The 17783-nt window shown below is 62.6% G+C and carries 8 protein-coding genes and 1 riboswitch; of the genes, 3 read left to right on the top strand and 5 right to left on the bottom strand.

The genetic code is table 11. From position 1 onward, the window contains the following. Positions 1–155: 155 nt before the first annotated feature. The 5 genes from nrdE to ABIE40_RS22640 form a co-directional block, all read right to left on the bottom strand. Positions 156–2315: a class 1b ribonucleoside-diphosphate reductase subunit alpha gene (nrdE, locus tag ABIE40_RS22660; protein ID WP_199625845.1), complete on the bottom strand. Its 2160-nt coding sequence runs from the start codon at positions 2313–2315 to the stop codon at positions 156–158. After that, entirely contained in the window at positions 2285–2695 is a 411-nt protein-coding gene (gene nrdI / locus ABIE40_RS22655; RefSeq protein ID WP_199625844.1) for a class Ib ribonucleoside-diphosphate reductase assembly flavoprotein NrdI, read from the bottom strand. The genes nrdE and nrdI overlap by 31 nt, the downstream gene beginning before the upstream one ends. A gap of 12 nt (positions 2696–2707) precedes the next feature. Then, positions 2708–2929 carry a glutaredoxin-like protein NrdH gene (nrdH, locus tag ABIE40_RS22650; protein ID WP_109462202.1) on the bottom strand — a complete coding sequence of 74 codons (222 nt, stop codon included), beginning with the start codon at positions 2927–2929 and terminating at the stop codon, positions 2708–2710. 253 nt (positions 2930–3182) lie between these two features. Continuing rightward, a riboswitch (cobalamin riboswitch) is annotated at positions 3183–3406 on the bottom strand. Positions 3407–3598: 192 nt separating this feature from the next. Then, positions 3599–4267, bottom strand: a complete 669-nt coding sequence (locus ABIE40_RS22645) for a response regulator (protein WP_199625843.1) — start codon at positions 4265–4267, stop codon at positions 3599–3601. 154 nt (positions 4268–4421) lie between these two features. Next, positions 4422–5864, bottom strand: coding sequence for a sensor histidine kinase (locus ABIE40_RS22640; protein ID WP_354541117.1), 1443 nt, complete (start codon positions 5862–5864; stop codon positions 4422–4424). Between the two features lie 408 nt (positions 5865–6272). On the opposite strand from ABIE40_RS22640, the gene ABIE40_RS22635 reads away from it, so the two are divergent. The 3 genes from ABIE40_RS22635 to ABIE40_RS22625 all read left to right on the top strand — a co-directional run bounded on the left by ABIE40_RS22635 (position 6273) and on the right by ABIE40_RS22625 (position 17754). Further along, positions 6273–13337, top strand: coding sequence for a peroxidase family protein (locus ABIE40_RS22635; RefSeq protein WP_199625842.1), 7065 nt, complete (start codon positions 6273–6275; stop codon positions 13335–13337). Positions 13338–13406: 69 nt separating this feature from the next. Further along, the gene (locus ABIE40_RS22630) at positions 13407–15140 is read left to right on the top strand and encodes a type I secretion system permease/ATPase (protein WP_199625841.1); all 1734 of its coding nucleotides are present in this window, start codon (positions 13407–13409) and stop codon (positions 15138–15140) included. A gap of 10 nt (positions 15141–15150) precedes the next feature. After that, the gene (locus tag ABIE40_RS22625; RefSeq protein ID WP_199625840.1) at positions 15151–17754 is read left to right on the top strand and encodes a calcium-binding protein; all 2604 of its coding nucleotides are present in this window, start codon (positions 15151–15153) and stop codon (positions 17752–17754) included. The last annotated feature ends 29 nt before the right edge of the window (positions 17755–17783 follow it).

Raw genomic sequence — 17783 nt, 5'->3', positions numbered from 1 at the left:
AGGAATTCATCTGTAGCCCCCTCATCCGCCTGCCGGCACCTTCTCCCCGAGGGGAGAAGGGATACCGCGGCGGCGTCTCGCTCAACATCCCCTCTCCCCCCGGGGAGAGGGCTAGGGTGAGGGGGCCGCTTGCTCAGAACATTAAAGCTGAGGGATCAAAGCGTGCACGACACACACCCTTCCACCTGCGTGCCCTCCAGCGCCATCTGGCGAAGGCGGATGTAGTAGATGGTCTTGATGCCCTTCTTCCAGGCGTAGATCTGCGCCTTGTTGATGTCGCGGGTCGTCGCGGTGTCGCGGAAGAACAGCGTCAGCGACAGGCCCTGGTCGACATGCTGGGTCGCTGCCGCATAGGTGTCGATGATCTTCTCCGGCCCGATCTCGTAGGCATCCTGGTAATAGTCGAGATTGTCGTTGGTCAGGAAGGCTGCCGGGTAATAGACGCGGCCGATCTTGCCTTCCTTGCGGATCTCGATCTTCGAGACGATCGGGTGGATCGAGGAGGTCGAGTGGTTGATGTAGGAGATCGATCCCGTCGGCGGCACGGCCTGCAGGTTCTGGTTATAGAGACCACCCGACATGACCGCTTGCCTCAGCGCCATCCAGTCTTCCTGCGTGGGAATTTCGATACCGGCATTGGTGAACAGGTCAGCAACCGTCTGCGTAGCCGGTTTCCATTCCTGCTCTGTGTATTTGTCGAAATATTCGCCGGACGCATATTTCGAATTTTCGAAACCTTTGAAGCTCTGGCCACGCTCGACCGCCAGCCGGTTCGAAGCACGGACGGCATGGTAGGTCACCGTGTAGAAGTACATGTTGGTGAAGTCGATGCCCGCTTCGGAGCCGTAATGGATGCGTTCGCGGGCGAGATAGCCGTGCAGGTTCATCTGTCCGAGACCGATGGCGTGGCTCTCGTCATTGCCCTTCTCGATCGACGGGACCGAGGAGATATGGCTCATGTCGGAAACCGCCGTCAGCGCCCGGATCGAAGTCTCGATCGTCTTGCCGAAATCGGCCGAATCCATCGCCGCGGCGATGTTCAGCGAGCCGAGATTGCAGGAGATATCCTTGCCCATATGCTTGTAGGACAGATCGTCGTTATATTCGCTGGCCTCGCTGACCTGCAGGATTTCCGAGCAGAGATTGCTCATGGTGATGCGCCCGGCGATCGGGTTCGCCTTGTTCACCGTGTCTTCGAACATGATGTAGGGATAGCCGCTCTCGAACTGGATTTCGGCGATCACCTGGAAGAAGTCACGCGCCTTGATCTTCTTCTTGCGAATGCGGCTGTCGGCCACCATCTCGCGATACTTTTCGCTGACCGAAATCTCGGTGAAGGGCACGCCGTAGACGCGTTCCACGTCATAGGGCGAGAAGAGGTACATGTCCTCGTTGTTCTTGGCGAGTTCGAAGGTGATATCGGGGATGACGACGCCGAGCGACAGCGTCTTGATGCGGATCTTCTCGTCGGCATTCTCGCGCTTGGTGTCGAGGAAGCGCATGATGTCGGGGTGATGCGCATTCAGATAGACCGCACCGGCCCCTTGCCGAGCGCCGAGCTGGTTCGCATAAGAAAACGCATCTTCCAGGAGCTTCATCACCGGAATGATGCCCGACGACTGGTTCTCGATGTGCTTGATCGGCGCACCGGCCTCGCGGATATTGGTCAGCGACAGCGCCACGCCGCCGCCGCGCTTGGAAAGCTGCAGCGCCGAATTGATCGAACGGCCGATCGATTCCATATTGTCCTCGACCCGCATCAGGAAGCAGGAGACGAGCTCGCCGCGCTGCTTCTTGCCGGCATTGAGGAAAGTCGGCGTCGCCGGCTGGAAGCGGCCGGAAATGATCTCGTCGACCATGTCGCGGGCGAGCGCCTCGTTGCCCCGCGCCAGCGCCAGCGCCACCATGCAGATGCGGTCTTCGTAGCGCTCCAGATAGCGCTTCCCGTCGAAGGTCTTCAGCGTGTAGCTGGTGTAATATTTGAAGGCACCGAGGAAGGTCGGGAACCGGAATTTCTTGTCGTAGGCGTGATCGAAGAGATCGCGGACGAAATTGAACGAATACTGGTCCAGAACCTCCTGCTCGTAGTAGCCCTCGGTCACCAGATAGTCGAGCTTCTCCCGGAGGTTATGGAAGAAGACGGTGTTCTGGTTGACGTGCTGCAGGAAATACTGCTTGGCCGCCTGCCGGTCCTTGTCCAGCTGGATCTTTCCCTCGCCGTCATAGAGGTTCAGCATCGCGTTCAGCGCGTGATAATCCAGCGCGGCGTCAGCGGCCTGCGCCTTCAAGGGGCGCTCGAGAACTGCCGTGTCCAAAATCGTTCCAATCCGTGTTTGACATTGGCGACGTCGTCGGCCGTGCCGAGAAGCTCGAACCTGTAGAGGTACGGCACCTGGCATTTGCGCGAGATGATGTCGCCGGCAAGCCCGTAGGTCTCGCCGAAGTTGCTGTTGCCCGCAGCGATCACGCCGCGAAGGTTCGAACGGTTTGCCGCATCGTTCAAGAAACGGATCACCTGTTTGGGCACGGCCCCCTTGCCGCCCTCGCCGCTATAGGTTGGGACGACAAGCACATAGGGCGACCCTGCCTGCAGGGTCGCGCCTGTGATGGGGATGCGCTGCGCGGGAAGGCCGAGCTTCTCGACGAAACGATGGGTGTTCTCCGACCGGCTGGAAAAATAGACGATCTCGCCCATCGCTGCGGCCGATCAGGCGAGCGCGCTGATCATGTCGGGGCGGAAGCCGGCCCAATGCTGCTCGCCGGCGATGACGACGGGCACCTGGCGGTAGCCGAGGCCCTGCACCAGCTCGTAGGCAGCGCTATCGGTGGAAACGTCGATGATCGTGTAGTCGATGCCCTGGCGGTCGAGGGCGCGGGTGGTCGCGGTGCACTGGACGCAGGCGGGCTTGCTGTAGACGGTGATGCTCATTGGGAAAACCTCGTGACTGGAAGGCATGGGATATCGTTCGGACATCCGCCGATATCCGCGTTTGGGAAGACCGAAATGGAAGGCAGCCGTTACCGATTGCCGGGCGTCAGCAGCCCGTCATTCGCGCCGGTATGATCTGAAACTCAAAGACATAAGACTTCACCCCGAAGTGGCTCATGCAGGACACACCGGAGGAAGCGAAGAGCCGCATCATGCGCGCATCTCATCGCTCGCCAGCCGGACACCCCGCCCGTGGACGTTTTCGCTCAAGGCAGGTCTCCTGGCTTGCGGATCATCACATTCATCCCGGCCTTCCCGGGTCTTCATGACCCAGTGACCCGAAATGGGACAGATGCTCGCCGCTTACAGTTGCGGGGGCAGCTCCGGCATTGTCCCGCTTTGCAGCGGGTCTCACCGAATTCCCGTCTTAGCCCACGACCCCTACGAATCGTGAGAACCTCGAACACTAGATATAGTACGCGAGTCAAAATCAGCGTCAATAATTTGTTTGCCAACAGCACGGAGGAAAGTGGGGAAATCCAGCGAACATGGTGAATGGGGAGTAAACGCGGGGGTCAATGCCAGCCGCGTTTGCTCCCCTCTCACACTCTGCTACCGAAGAAAATTGGCCAGCCTGCCCTACTTCAGGAGCCGCGTTAGGCCATAGGCCTATGACAACATCTGTGGAGCGCTGGTCTCGACCGGCGCCTGCAGCTTCTGCGCCGCAAGCACGACTTCGACGCGGTTGCGGGCGTCGAGTTTCTGCATCAGCAGCGTCATGTAGTGCTTGACGGTCTTCTCGCTGATGTCGAGCATGCTGGCGATTTCGCGGTTGGTCTTGCCCTGCAGCAGGTAGGTGACGATCTGCTCCTCGCGGGCGCTGAGCCGCTTCTGCATCTGCGCCTTGCGGCGGATTTCAGCCGTCTTCATCGACAGGATGACCTTGGTGGCGAAGCCCGGCGTGATGAAAGTGCTGCCGTCATGGACGGTCTTGATCGCCTCGTAGAGATCGCGCGCCGTGCTGCCCTTGAGCACATAGCCGCAGACGCCGAGATTGAGAACCTGGATCGCCGTGTCGATATTGGCGGTCGCGGTGAAGACCACGACCTTGGTGCCTTCGTAATTCTTCTGGATCAGCTCAAGCGCCGCCAGCGTGTCGCCCGGCATGCTGAGATCGGTGACGAGGACATCGGGACGATGCTCCTCGACGATCTTCAGGGCGTCGATGGCATTCTCACCGCGCGCCGTGACCCGGAGGTCATCCTTAGCGGAGTAAAGATTAACCAGTCCATCCAGTAATATTGGATGATCATCTACGAACGCGACCGAGATAGACATGATGACGAATAACCCCCTCGTCTTTCTATCCAACAGCTCTAATGTAATCAGAGCAAAACATAAAGCTGGATTTTAATGCTTGGTTAACTTCATCGTATTTGTGTCTATTCCACATCTATGCTTATAGCTACCTATCAATTCGGCTAGTTCCGGCTCAATGGGCGGCGGCATCCGCCTGCTGCAGTTCCAGCGTCATTGTCAGCACCATCCCGCCATCCGGGCGCTTGCCGATGGTCAGCGACCCGCCGAAGCTTTCGATGCGCTGGCGAAGGCCGTAAAGCCCCATTCCCCCTTCGCGCGCCGCAAGCGGCAGCGTCCCCGGAGGCAGACCGTCATCCTCGACCGAAATCGAGATGACCGGCATGTCGATGCGACATCGGACACGCTGACCGTTGGCGCCGGCATGTCGGTAGGCATTGTTGAGCCCCTCCTGCACGAAGCGGTAGATGCAGGTCTTCAGCGCCGGGGGCAGATCGGCATTCGTGCCGCTTGAGGTGAATGCGACCTTGGTTCGCGTGCGCGCCTCGTGCTGCTTGATCGCTTCGGCCACCACATCCTTGGCCCAGAGATGCAGGATCTCCGGCAGGAGCAGCGACTTCGTCACCGTGCGCGTTTCGATGAGCGCTTCGCCCAGCGCCTTGTTCGTCGCGTCGAGAGCCCTGTCGCGTTCATCCTTGCGGGTCAGGTCCCGCAGCTCGTCGAGCTGCAGGATGGCGAGCGTCATCAGCTGAACGGGACCATCATGCAGATCGGCGCCGATGCGGCGGATGAAGGTCTCGTTCATGTTGGCGAGCTCCATCGAGGCGCGCCGCGCCGTATCGCGCAGCTCCATCAGCTCCTTGGAAGCCAGTTCCGCCTCCTCGGCGCGATGGCTCAGCGCATGGCGCTGGGTCTCAATCGTCCGGCTGCCGCGCCTGACGATCAGGAACAGGCCGAGCATGACAACGAAGGAAAACAGCGCCACGGTCGCCCAGGTGACGATCCGCAGCCGGGCGAGCTCGCCCATGAAGCTGTTCGGCTCCTCATGGATCTCGGCGACGCCGATGATGCGGCCGGAAGCCTGGTCGTGGAGCGGGCTGTAGATCTCCAGATATTCCGTATTGATGTTGCGGAACGTGTGCTCGGCGGCCTTGAGATCGGCATAGATAGCGACGATCTCGCCTTTCAATGCCCGCTGCAGCCCATCGGGAAACTCGAAACGCTGGCCGATCATCGGCTTTGCGCGCGAATAGGCGACTGTCCCATCGGTCGCCCAGATTTCCAGATGCGGAAACCGCGCCTTGAAATCCGGATCGTCGAACAGCGAATCCAGAAGCTCGATGCTGGCAGCCGGAAGAACCTTCGAGAGCGCCAGCGCCTGGACCTCCGCCTCCGTCAGGCTCTGCACCAGAAGCGCTGTCGTCCCCGCCTTGCTGTTCAGCGCCTTGTCGGACACCAGTCGCGTCGTCAGATAGCCGGCCGAGAGCGTGGCGATCAGAATGACGAGGCCGCTCGCAATCAGAAACTGCGTCGAAAGCGTCCGGTGCGCCACCCAGGCGATCACATGCGTGAACAGCCGCGAGCGCTGCTGCGCAGGCTCCTTCACCTCTTCATGCACGTTAATATCCCCACCCTAAAGTATTCACTCGGCAAAACGTCCCCCAATGCCGATCAGGCTTCTATCGTCGCAGTATTGCGGCGCGAAAGAAAGGACCATTTTTATACTATAGGCGCAGGCCGATTCTATCAGACCAAAGGCCAATTCATCATAGGACTTTGCTCCCGGAGTAATAAGGACCGAAGACCTGCTCCGCCGGTGGACGAACATCGAAAACATCGTCCGACCATGCGCCGTTCAAAACCCCGGCAATTTTCCGCAAGATCGCATCATCCCAAGCCAGCCGTGCAAGGCGGGCTTCTAGACAGATCAAGGGCATATCGAGCCGCCGGAATCGTCAAGCGATCCGGCGGACAGGGGAAATTTGCAAACATCAGGCGCCGGGACAGCGCGCCGACGGAGGGGAAAATGGTAACGCTGGTAAGACACGATCTCGAATTCATCCTGAAGCAGATCGCCATCGCCGAACAGCATGCGGCCGGTGGCGACCTCGCGGCTCTCGTCGCCGAAGCCGGCGAAGCAGCTGGCGCGACCGGAACGGGTGCGCCGCAGGCGCATCTCCTGCCTTACGGTCTCAGGACAGTCGACGGCAGCTACAATAATCTGCTCGACGGCAAGGAAACCTGGGGCGCAGCCGACCAGCCGTTCACGCCGCTGGTGCAGCCGAACTACCTCAACGAGAACGACGACACACAGATGTTCGGGACACCGGCCAATCCGGTTTACCTGACCAACGGCAACTATACGCCGGGCACGCCGACCGGCAACCCGATGCTGGCGCCGGGCACCGTCGTCGATGCCGATCCGCGCATCATCTCCAACCTGATCGTCGATCAGACCAGCAATAACCCGGCCGCGATCATGGTCTATGACGCCATGCTCGCCGAGGGCAAGACGGCGACGCGCGCCGAAATGAAGGACGCCAACGGTATCACCGTGGTCCATGCGAACAATGTCATGGGTCCCGACGGCAGCATTCTCGCCGCGGCGGGTACGCCCGTCTACGTCTACACCTTCGAAAACGTTTCGCCCGATATCGGCGATTCCGCGCCGTACAATTCGATGTTCACACTGTTCGGCCAGTTCTTCGACCACGGCCTCGATCTCGTCGCCAAGGGCGGCGCAGGCACGGTCTATATCCCGCTGTCGCCGGATGACCCGCTTTACAATCCGGCATCGCCGCATACCAATTTCATGGTTCTGACCCGCGCCAGCCGCACCCCGGACGGCGAAGTCGCCGCCAACACCACGACGCCCTGGGTCGACCAGAACCAGACCTATACGTCGCATGCCTCGCATCAGGTCTTCCTGCGCGAATATGTCATGCACGACGGCAAGCCGGTCGCGACCGGCAACCTGCTCGACGGCGCCCGCGGCCTGCCGACCTGGGCCGACATCAAGGAACAGGCCCGCGAGATGCTCGGCATCGAGCTGACGGATGCCGATGTCACCAACATCCCGCTGCTGCGCACCGATCCCTATGGCCGCTTCATCCCCGATGCCAACGGTTATGCGCAGATCATCACCGGCATTGGCGCCGACGGCATCCCGAACACGGCTGACGACATCATCGTCTCCGGCACGCCGGGCGCCCCGGCCAGCACAGCCGGCGCCGTTCGCATCGGCCATGCCTTCCTCGACGATATCGCCCATGCCGCCGTTCCCGTAGTCGTCGGTGGCGTGCTTGTAGCCGATGCCGATGACATCGCCGGCAATCCGGTTGCGACGAACACACGCGGCCAGAATGTCGAGTATGACAACGAATTGCTCGACGCCCACTACATCACCGGCGACGGCCGCGGTAACGAAAACATCGGCCTCACCTCGATCCACCACATCTTCCATTCGGAACACAACAGCGTCGTCGAACAGACGAAGCAGGTCGTCCTCGACAGCGCCGATCTGGTCTTCATCAACCAGTGGCTCCTCGAGCCGATCACCACATTGCCGACGACGGAAGCCGAACTCGAAGGACTCGTCTGGAACGGCGAGCGCCTCTTCCAGGCCGGCCGCTTCACGACTGAGATGCAGTATCAGCATCTGGTCTTTGAAGAATTCGGCCGCAAGATGCAGCCGGATATCGACGCTTTCCTCTTCGAGCCGTCGACCGATATCAACCCGGCGATCTTTGCCGAATTCGCCCATGCGGTTTACCGCTTCGGCCACTCGATGCTGAACCAGGATATCGACCGTCTCGTCGAAAATCCCGACGGCACTTTCAGCTTCGACAACATCACCCTCTTCGACGGCTTCCTGAATCCACTCGAACTCGGCGAGGTCGATGCCAACGGCGACGTACTGATCGATCACGACCAGGCAGCCGGCGCGATCATCCGCGGCATGACCCGCCAGGGCGGCAACGAGATCGACGAATTCGTCACCGACGTGCTGCGCAACCAGCTGGTCGGCATTCCGCTCGACCTTGCTGCCCTCAACATCGCCCGCGGCCGCGACGTCGGCCTGCCGACGCTCAACGAGGCACGTGCGCAGTTCTATCAGGCCGCCGGCCAGGACACGCAGCTGAAGCCCTATGTCAGCTGGACGGACTTTGCGCTGAACCTGCAGAACACCGCCTCGATCGTCAACTTCATCGCCGCCTACGGCACGCATTCGTCGATCACCGGTGCAACGACGCTCGACGCCAAGCGCGCCGCAGCAGCCTCCATCGTGCTCAACACGGCAGGCGCACCGGCCGACCGCCTCGACTTCCTGAACTCGACCGGCGCTTGGGCGAATGCCGAGACCGGCCTGAACGACATCGACCTCTGGATCGGCGGCCTTGCCGAGAAGAAGATGGACTTCGGCGGCATGCTGGGCTCCACCTTCGCCTTCGTCTTCGAACTGCAGATGGAAAACCTGCAGGAAGCCGACCGCTTCTACTACCTCTCCCGCGTTCAAGGCCTGAACCTTCTCAACGAGCTGGAAAACAACTCGCTGAGCAAGATCATCATGCGCAACACCGATCTCGGCGCAGGCACGACCTCTCTGCCGGGCGACATCTTCTCGACGCCCGACTACACGCTTGAAATGGATGAGAGCAAACAGGTCGGCGATGACCCGATCTTCACCGATCCGATCCTGCAGGCCCTCACCCCGCTGGTCGTGCGCCGCGACACCGATGGCGATGGCGATCTCGATTACATGGCCTATCACGGCGGCGATCATGTCGTCATGGGCGGCACGGATGAAGACGACACGATCATTGCCGGCGACGGCGACGACACCATCTGGGGCTATGGCGGCAACGACACGCTCGAAGCAGGCTACGGCGTCGATCATGTCCACGGCGGCGACGGCGACGACATCATCACCAATGCCGGCACCGATATCGGCGCGGCCGACTTCCTGCATGGCGAAGGCGGCAACGACGTCATCCACGGCGGCAGCGGTCTGGCGCTGATCTTCGGCAACGACGGCAAGGACTTCATCATTGCCGGTCCTGACGGCAAGCACGTGCTCGGCGGCCTCGGCGACGACTTCATCCGCGGCGGCGACGGCGGCGACTTCCTGATGGGTAACGAAGGAAACGACTGGATCGAAGGCGGCGGGCGTTTCGACACGCTCTCGGGTGAAAACTCCGAACTGTTCTTCAACTCCTCGATCATCGGTCACGACGTTCTGAACGGCGACGGCAGCGACACCGACTACGACGCCGAATCCGGCGACGACATCATGTTCCAGGGCGATGGCATCCAGCGCAGCAACGGCATGGCCGGTTTCGACTGGGCGATCCACAAGGGCGACGACACGGCGGCCAATTCCGATCTCGGCATCCCGCTCTTCGCCACCCAGGAAGCCTTCATCCTGCGCGACCGCTTCGATCTCGTCGAAGGCCTGTCCGGCTGGATCCATGACGATGTGCTCACCGGCCGCGTCGCCCCGACCAATGCCCGGGCGGAACTGCAGAACACCGCAGCGATCCCCGGCACCGGCAGCCCGCTCGAAAGCTACTCGAACGCGCTGCTTGAGAAGAACCTCAGCCTGATCGCCGGTCTCTCCGAGCTCGTGGCGCACCGCGCCCGCACCAGTGTGACGGTCAACGGCGTCACCGAGACCATTGTCATGGATACGGCCGATGCCTCCGACATTCTGCTCGGCGGTGGCGGTGACGATGTCATCACCGGCCTCGCCGGCGACGACATCATCGACGGCGACCGCTGGCTCAACGTCCGCATCCGCATCAACGACCTCAACGGCAACGAGATCGGCTCGTCCGACGGTTTGTCGAAGGGCGTTTTCGACGACGACGGTAACGCGATGTTCGGTGGACGGTCGCTGAGCGACCTGATGTTCGACCGCACGCTCAACCCGAGCCAGCTGGAGATCGTCCGCGAGATCATCGACGGCGAGGAGGAAGGCGACATCGACACGGCTGTCTATACCGACGTCCGCGCCAATTACACGATCACCCAGAATGCGGATGGCAGCATCACCGTCGCCCATACCGGCTTCGACGAAGACGGCGGCCCGGATGGCGAAGAGGAAACCGTCGGCAACCCGGTTTCCGACGGCACCGACCGCCTCTTCAATATCGAGAAGCTGCGCTTTGCCGACGGCGAATACTCGCTCAGCCCTCCGCAGCTGCAGCTTTATACCCTCGAACGTGGCCAGTACCTCGATAACTTCGAGCCGTCGAACTACACCGGCTCCGATGGCACGACGCCCTGGACCACACCGTGGACCGAGAGCAGCGATAGCGGTGGCGCAACAGGTGGAGATGTACTCGTCACTGGTGGCGAACTCGTCTTCGACGAAAATGGCAACGGTGCCACGGTCCAGCGTGTCGCCAACCTTGCCGGAGCAACATCGGCTCGCCTGACCTACGATGTCGACGAAAGCGGCCTCGATCAGGGCGACAGCGTCACGGTCTGGTTTGCCGCCAATGGCGTCAATTTCATCCAGGTCGATCTCATCAACTCCAGCACCAACAGCGACCAACGGAGCATCGACCTGACTGGCCCTTTTACGGCAGGCGCGATCATCCGCTTCACGTCAACCGCACTCGGCAATAACGACATCGTCAATATCGACAATGTCGCGATCGAGTTCACCCGCCCGGCAGCCGCACCCTCGACGAACTACGCGGCGACCTTTGTGGAGAATGGCGACCCGATCGCCATCGCCTCCGGCCCTACCATCACCGACGAAGACGGCCAGATCGTCTCCGCAAGGATAGTTCTGACCAACGCCCAGAATGGCGACCTGCTGAGCGCGGGCACGCTTCCGGCAGGCATCACGGCGCAGACCGACACGTCGGTCGCCGGCCAGATCGCGATCACGCTGACGGGTACTGCCACCCTTGCTGCTTACCAGGCGGCGATACAGGCGATCTCCTTCGGCAACAACTCCGATCAGCCGGGAACCGTGCCCCGCGTCATCACCGTCGTCGTCAATGACGGCCTGATGAACAGCAATCCATCGACGGCGACGATCTCGGTCACCGCGGTCAATGATGCACCCGTTGCGGGCAATGACAACATCATCACCAACGTCGAAACCGGCAACTTCACGGTTCCGGAATGGGCGCTGCTCGCCAACGACACCGACGTCGATAGCGTTCTCAACATTACCGGCGCGACGGAAAACCAGACGAGCTTTGCCGTCTCGGTCAATGCGGCCGGCGATGTCAACGTCACCCATTCGACGACGCAGCAGCGCACCTTCACCTACACGGTGAGCGACGGTGCAGTGACGGACACGGCCAGCGTCACGGTTACCCGTGATACCGGCAGCGTCAACGGCACCGCCGGTGACAACATCCTCATCGGCGACAACGACGGCGACACCTTCGACGGCGGCACCGGCAACGACATTATCCTCGCCGGTGGCGGCAACGACACCATCGTCTGGAACGCCAATAACAACGGCGCAACAGACGGCCGCGACATCGTCGATGGCGGCGCAGGCACGGATACGTTCGACCTCAACGGCCGCACCGGCCAGGGCGGCAACGAGACCTTCCGCATCTATACGCGGCAGGCCGCCGAACTTGCCGGCATCACCGGGCTGATGGCGACGACTGAAATCGTCATCACCCGCAACGGTACCGACAACGCCTCCGTCATCGCCGAGCTCGACAATATCGAGGAGATCACCGTCGGCAATATCACGCTCGACGACGGCACGCCGACTGGCGGTGTGACCGGTGGCGACACCATCACCGTCATCGGCGACTTCTCGCAGACCAGCCTGGCGCTGAACACCATCACCATCGATGGCACCGATGGCGACGACGTCATCGACATCTCGGCGCTGCAGTCCGCCCACCGTATCGTCTTCCGCTCGAACGGCGGTCACGACACGATCGTCGGCACGCTGCGTCCGCAGGATGTCATCGAACTGCCTGAGGGCCTCACCGCCGCAGACTTCGAAACGACTGTCGATGACGAAGGGCGCACGGTGATGACCCGTGACGGCAGCTCGATCACCTTCGTCGGTCCTGAAGGGTCCGTACCGCCGGTTGATCCCGGTGACGACGACCACGAAGAGGAGGAGGAAGAAGAGCAGGAAGGTAGCGATGACGGTGATGACGACGACAACGGCGAGCAGCCGTCCGGCGGCGAAGGCACGGCTCCGGCCACGCCCCGCACACTGATCGGCACCGGAGCCGGGGAAGCTCTGCTTGGTGCGGCAGCGGCCGACATCATCCTGGCGGGCGATGGCAACGACATCCTCGTCGGCGAAGCCGGCAGCGACATCCTTCGCGGTGAAGGCGGCAACGACCTCATCACCGGCGGCGCGGGTGCCGATGTCGCCTCGGGCGGCGACGGCGACGACGAGATCCATGGCGGCGCCGATGCCGACCATATCTTCGGCGATGCGGGTGCCGACCGGCTCTATGGCGACGATGGCGACGACGTCATCGAAGGCGGCGCAGGCGACGACCAGGTATGGGCGGGTGCCGGCAACGACCTCATCCTCGCCAAGCTCAACGACGGCTCCGATACCTACTGGGGCGGCGATGGCAACGACACGCTCGACTATGCAGCGGCCACGACCAATCTCACGGTCGATCTCGGCAACGGCTTCATGGGCAGAGGCAGCGTCGTGGGATCGAGCACCGGAAACGACACCGTCTACGGCTTCGAAAACTTCATCGGCGGTTCCGGCCACGACACGATCACCGCGTCGCTCGCCGTCAACATCATCGATGGCGGCGCTGGCGAAGACATCTTCCGCTTCACCTCTGCGGCAGCAGCCAACGGCGACAAGATCTACGGCTTCCAGCCGGGCGACAAGATCGACTTCTCGGCCATCGACGCCAACACGTCGGTTGCCGGTGTTCAGGGCTTCGCCTTGAAGGCAGGCTCGATCACCGCTGCAGGCCAGATCGCCGTCAGCCACGAGACCATCGATGGCGAGGCCTTCACGGTGCTGCGCGGCAACGTCAACGCCGATCCGGAAGAAGACTTCGAACTGATGATCGCGGGCACCCATAACCTGAAGGCATCGGACTTCAACGGGGTCTCCTGATCGATGGCTCTGCCCCATGGCCGCTGATGGCCATGGGGCACGCCGAATGAATTGCCGGAGGGGAAAATCATGGCAACGAAGAAGAAAGAGCCGCAGTACAAGATCGACAAGGCACGCGGCATCCTGACCTATCTGTTCGGCCTGTCTGGTCTGATCAACATCCTGGCGCTCACCGGCGCCTTCTACATGCTGCAGATCTACGACCGGGCGCTCGCCAGCGGCAGCATCTCCACCCTGATCGCCCTCTCGGTCCTGGCGATCGGCCTCTATCTCTTCCAGGGCGTCTTCGACATCCTGCGCTCGCAGATCCTGGTACGCCTCGGCGCCCGGATGGACACGACGCTGGCGCCGCTGACGCACCAGGTCGTCGTCGAAATGCCGCGCTACGGCTACTCGACCGCCGAAGCCGCCGAGCGCGGCCGCGATGTCGACACGCTGCGCAGCTTCCTCGGCGGCCAGGGCCCGATCGCCCTCTTCGACCTGCCGTGGATCCCGATCTACCTCGTCTTCGTTTGGCTGCTGCATCCGGTACTCGGCATGCTGACGCTTGGTGGCGCCGCCGTTCTCGCCGGTCTGACGATCCTTGCCGAGGTACTGACCCGCCGCCATGCACAGACGATGATCAAGGCGGCCGTCACCCGCAACGCTGTTCTCGACTCCAACACCCGCAACAGCGAAGTCCTGCATGCCATGGGCATGACCCAGCGTGCAGTCGACCGTTTCGAGCGCGCCAACCGCTACCACCTCGAACACCAGACCAAGACCTCCGATATCGGCGGCACGCTGTCAGGCCTCTCCAAGGTGTTGCGCATGATGTTGCAATCGGCGATCCTCGGTCTCGGCGCCTATCTGGCGATCGGCGGCGAACTCTCGGCCGGCGCCATCGTTGCCGCCTCGATCGTCACCAGCCGCGCGCTTGCTCCCGTCGATCTGGCAATCGCGCAGTGGAAGAGCGTCGTCTCGGCCCGCCGCAGCTATCACCGCATCCAGGAAACGCTGGCCGTGCTGAACGGCAAGGACGAGTTCATCCCGCTTCCCGAACCGAAGGAAAGCCTGAAGATCGAGGGGCTGACGACGGTTGCCCCGAGCACCGGCGCCGTGTTGCTCAGCGAAGTCAGCTTCGAGCTGAAGGCCGGCCAGGCGCTCGGCCTCATCGGCCCGAGCGGCGGCGGCAAGACGACGCTGGTCAAGAGCCTGCTCGGCATCTGGCCGGCGCTGCGCGGCTCGGTACGCGTCGACGGCGCCGATCTCGGCCAGTGGAACACCGATTTCTTCCGCGATCACGTCGGCTACCTGCCGCAGGACGTGGCGCTGATGGACGGCACGATCTCGGACAATATCTGCCGCTTTGCCGAAGAGCCCGATCCGCGCAAGATCATCCTTGCCGCCAAGGCCGCCGGCATCCACGACATGATCGTCCACCTGCGCGACGGCTACCAGACCGAACTCGGTCCGCATGGCACCGCGCTTTCCGCAGGCCAGCGCCAGCGCGTGGCGCTTGCCCGCGCGCTCTACGGCGAGCCCTTCCTGGTGGTGCTCGACGAGCCGAATTCCAATCTCGACGCCGAAGGCGAAGAGGCGCTGACGACGGCCATTCTCTCGGTCCGGCGCCGCGGCGGCATCGTCGTCATCATCGCCCACCGCCCGAGCGCGCTGCAGGCGGTCGACATGGTCGGCCTGCTGCAGAACGGCAAGCTCGTCTCCTTCGGTCCGAAGGAGACGCTGCTGCAACCGAAGGCCCGGCCGATCGCCGTCGAGAAGTCGTTCGCCGAACGGCCGGCGCGCACCACTGCGGCGGAATAGGGAGGGCATCATGGAGGAGAAGCTCACCCTTGGCCTGCCGGATGCGCAGGCAGCGATCGCCCCGATCAACAAGTATCGGGAAAAGGAAGAGGAGAAGCGCAGCGCGCGCAAATTCTTCGTGCCGCTGACCGCCTTCTCCGCCCTCGCCATGATGTTCGGCAAGGCCGAGCCGGAGGCGAAGAACCAGCAGACGGAAAGCCGCGAGAAGGAAGAAGGCCCGGCAGCCCGCGACGACTACGAAGTCATCGAGGATGTGACCGCCTTCCTGCAGCAGCTCGCCAGCGAGGAATATCCTGTCGAGACCGAGCAGCAGCCCGCCGTGCGCCTGAGCTTTCGCACGACGCTCTTCTACGTTTCCGAACTGCCGGAACGCGTCCAGCGCGGCGTCGTCACCATCACCGCCAACGACAACCGCCGCAGCATCATCGATACCGGCGAGGGTTTTGAGTTCCCCTCGCCGCGCTCGCCGCTCAGCCTCGATTTCCAGCCACGCCCGTCGCGCGGCAATCCCGGGCATGGCGGCAGCCAAACGTCAGAAGACGATCCCAACCGGGCACCGATGAGCTTCGGACGGCCGATCTTTTCGAGCGGCTTCGTCAATCTGTCGGCGCTGGTGCTGCTCGACGATCTGCTCGCCCATATCTACGATCCCGATGGCGACACGCTGAGCATCAACGATATCAGCGTCACCTCCGGCCAGATCCGCTCCTATGGTGCCGATGTCTGGCTCTATACGCCGCAGCGCGGCTTCGTCGGCGACGTCACCTTCACTTACGACGTTTCGGATGGCGCAGCCGAGATCCGCACCGCCGCGATCTTCCGGCTGCAGAAGGCGCCGCCGCATGAATTGCAGGGCACTGAAGGCGACGACACGCTGACCGGCACGCCGGGCGAAGACCTGATCGCCGGCCTCGGCGGCAACGACACGATCTACGGCCGCGAGAGCGACGACGTCATCAATGGTGGCGCGGGCAACGACCTGATCCTCGGCGGCGACGGCAACGACACGCTCTATGGCGGCGCCGGTCACGACACGCTGTTCGGCGGTCATGGCAACGACGTGCTCTTCGGCGAAGACGGCAACGACCGCCTGTTCGGCGAGGCCGGCAACGACATCCTGATCGCAGGGCGCGGCGACGACCAGCTGAGCGGCGGCACCGGCGCCGACCGCATGTTCGGCGAAGAAGGCAATGACGACCTGCTCGGCGAAGCCGGCGACGACTATCTCGACGGCGGCGACGGCGCGGACACGTTGACCGGCGGCAGCGGCAATGACGTGGTGATTGCCGGCAAGGGCGACGATGTCATCAAGGCCGGACTCGCCGGCGAAGAAGCGCGCGCTTCGACCGCGCCCTCCAGCGACGGCAACGACACCTATTCCGGCGGTGAGGGCCATGACGTCTATGATGTCAGGAGCGCCCGCAAGGCGATCACCGCCGATCTGTCGCAGGGCACTGCGACAGGCGAGGAGATCGGTAGCGACCGCCTCACCGAGATCGAAGGCGTGCTCGCGGGCTCGGGCAACGACACGCTGACCGGCAATGACGAAGCCAATCTGCTTTCCGGCGGCGAGGGCAACGACGTCCTCTGCGGCCTCGATGGCGACGACAGCATTTCCGGCGGCAAGGGCGACGATGTCGTCGTCGTGCGCGGCCGCACCGGCGATGATGATGAAGACGACGACGATGGCGACGACGACTATTGCGGCGATGACGGCTTCGACACGCTCGATCTCGCCGCGCTCGTGCAGGAGGTCATCGCCGATCTCGAAGCACAGCTCGCCGAAGGCCAGGAGATCGGCCGCGATACGATCATTGGCTTCGAGGCCGTCATCGGCGGCGCCGGTCACGACCGTCTCTCTGGCAACTCCGCCGACAACATCCTCGTCGGCGGTGACGGCAACGACCGCCTCTCCGGGCGCGACGGCGACGACGTGCTGACCGGTGGCGATGGCAACGACACCGTTTCCGGCGATGACGGCGACGATATCGTGCTGGCCGCCGTTCATGCCGCCGACGAAGACCGCGATGGCCGCAGCGATGGCGACGACAGCTACAAGGGCGGCGACGGCTTCGACACCTACAGCGCCGCAGGCGCCGTCCATGCCGTCATCATCGACCTCGACCGTGGAACCGCGACCGGCGTCGATATCGGCGCCGACACGCTCGACGGGTTCGAAGCCGCGATCGGCGGCAGTGGCGCCGATATGCTGATCGCCGGCAACGGCTTGAATTTCCTGGCGGGCGGCGATGGCGCCGATGTCTTCGTGTTCCGCAGCCTCGCGGCACTCGAAAACGATGGCGATGGCCGCGACGAGATCCGTGATTTCGCCGTTGGCGACCGGATCGACTTCTCGGAAATCGCTGCCGGCATCGGCGGTCTGGTCTTCGGCGGCGATGACAGCGGCGGCCCGCAGGCGGCGCCAAACCGCATCGTCCTCTATCACGAGAATTTCGAGGGCGGCGACCGGACGATCGTCAAGGCGATCATCGATTTCGACCGGGACGAGGATTTCGAGATCCTTCTCTACGGCCGCCACGAACTGACCGAACAGGACTTCATTCTCGCAGCACGCGAGCCCGGCCAGGACGGCGTCACGCCGCATCAGGGCTGATCAAGAACAAGGACAATGAGGGGAAAGCA

Source organism: Rhizobium sp. OAE497 (assembly GCF_040546565.1).
Lineage (GTDB): Bacteria > Pseudomonadota > Alphaproteobacteria > Rhizobiales > Rhizobiaceae > Rhizobium.
Note: the sequence above shows the minus strand (reverse complement) of the source record. Positions and strands in the feature narration are given on the sequence as shown.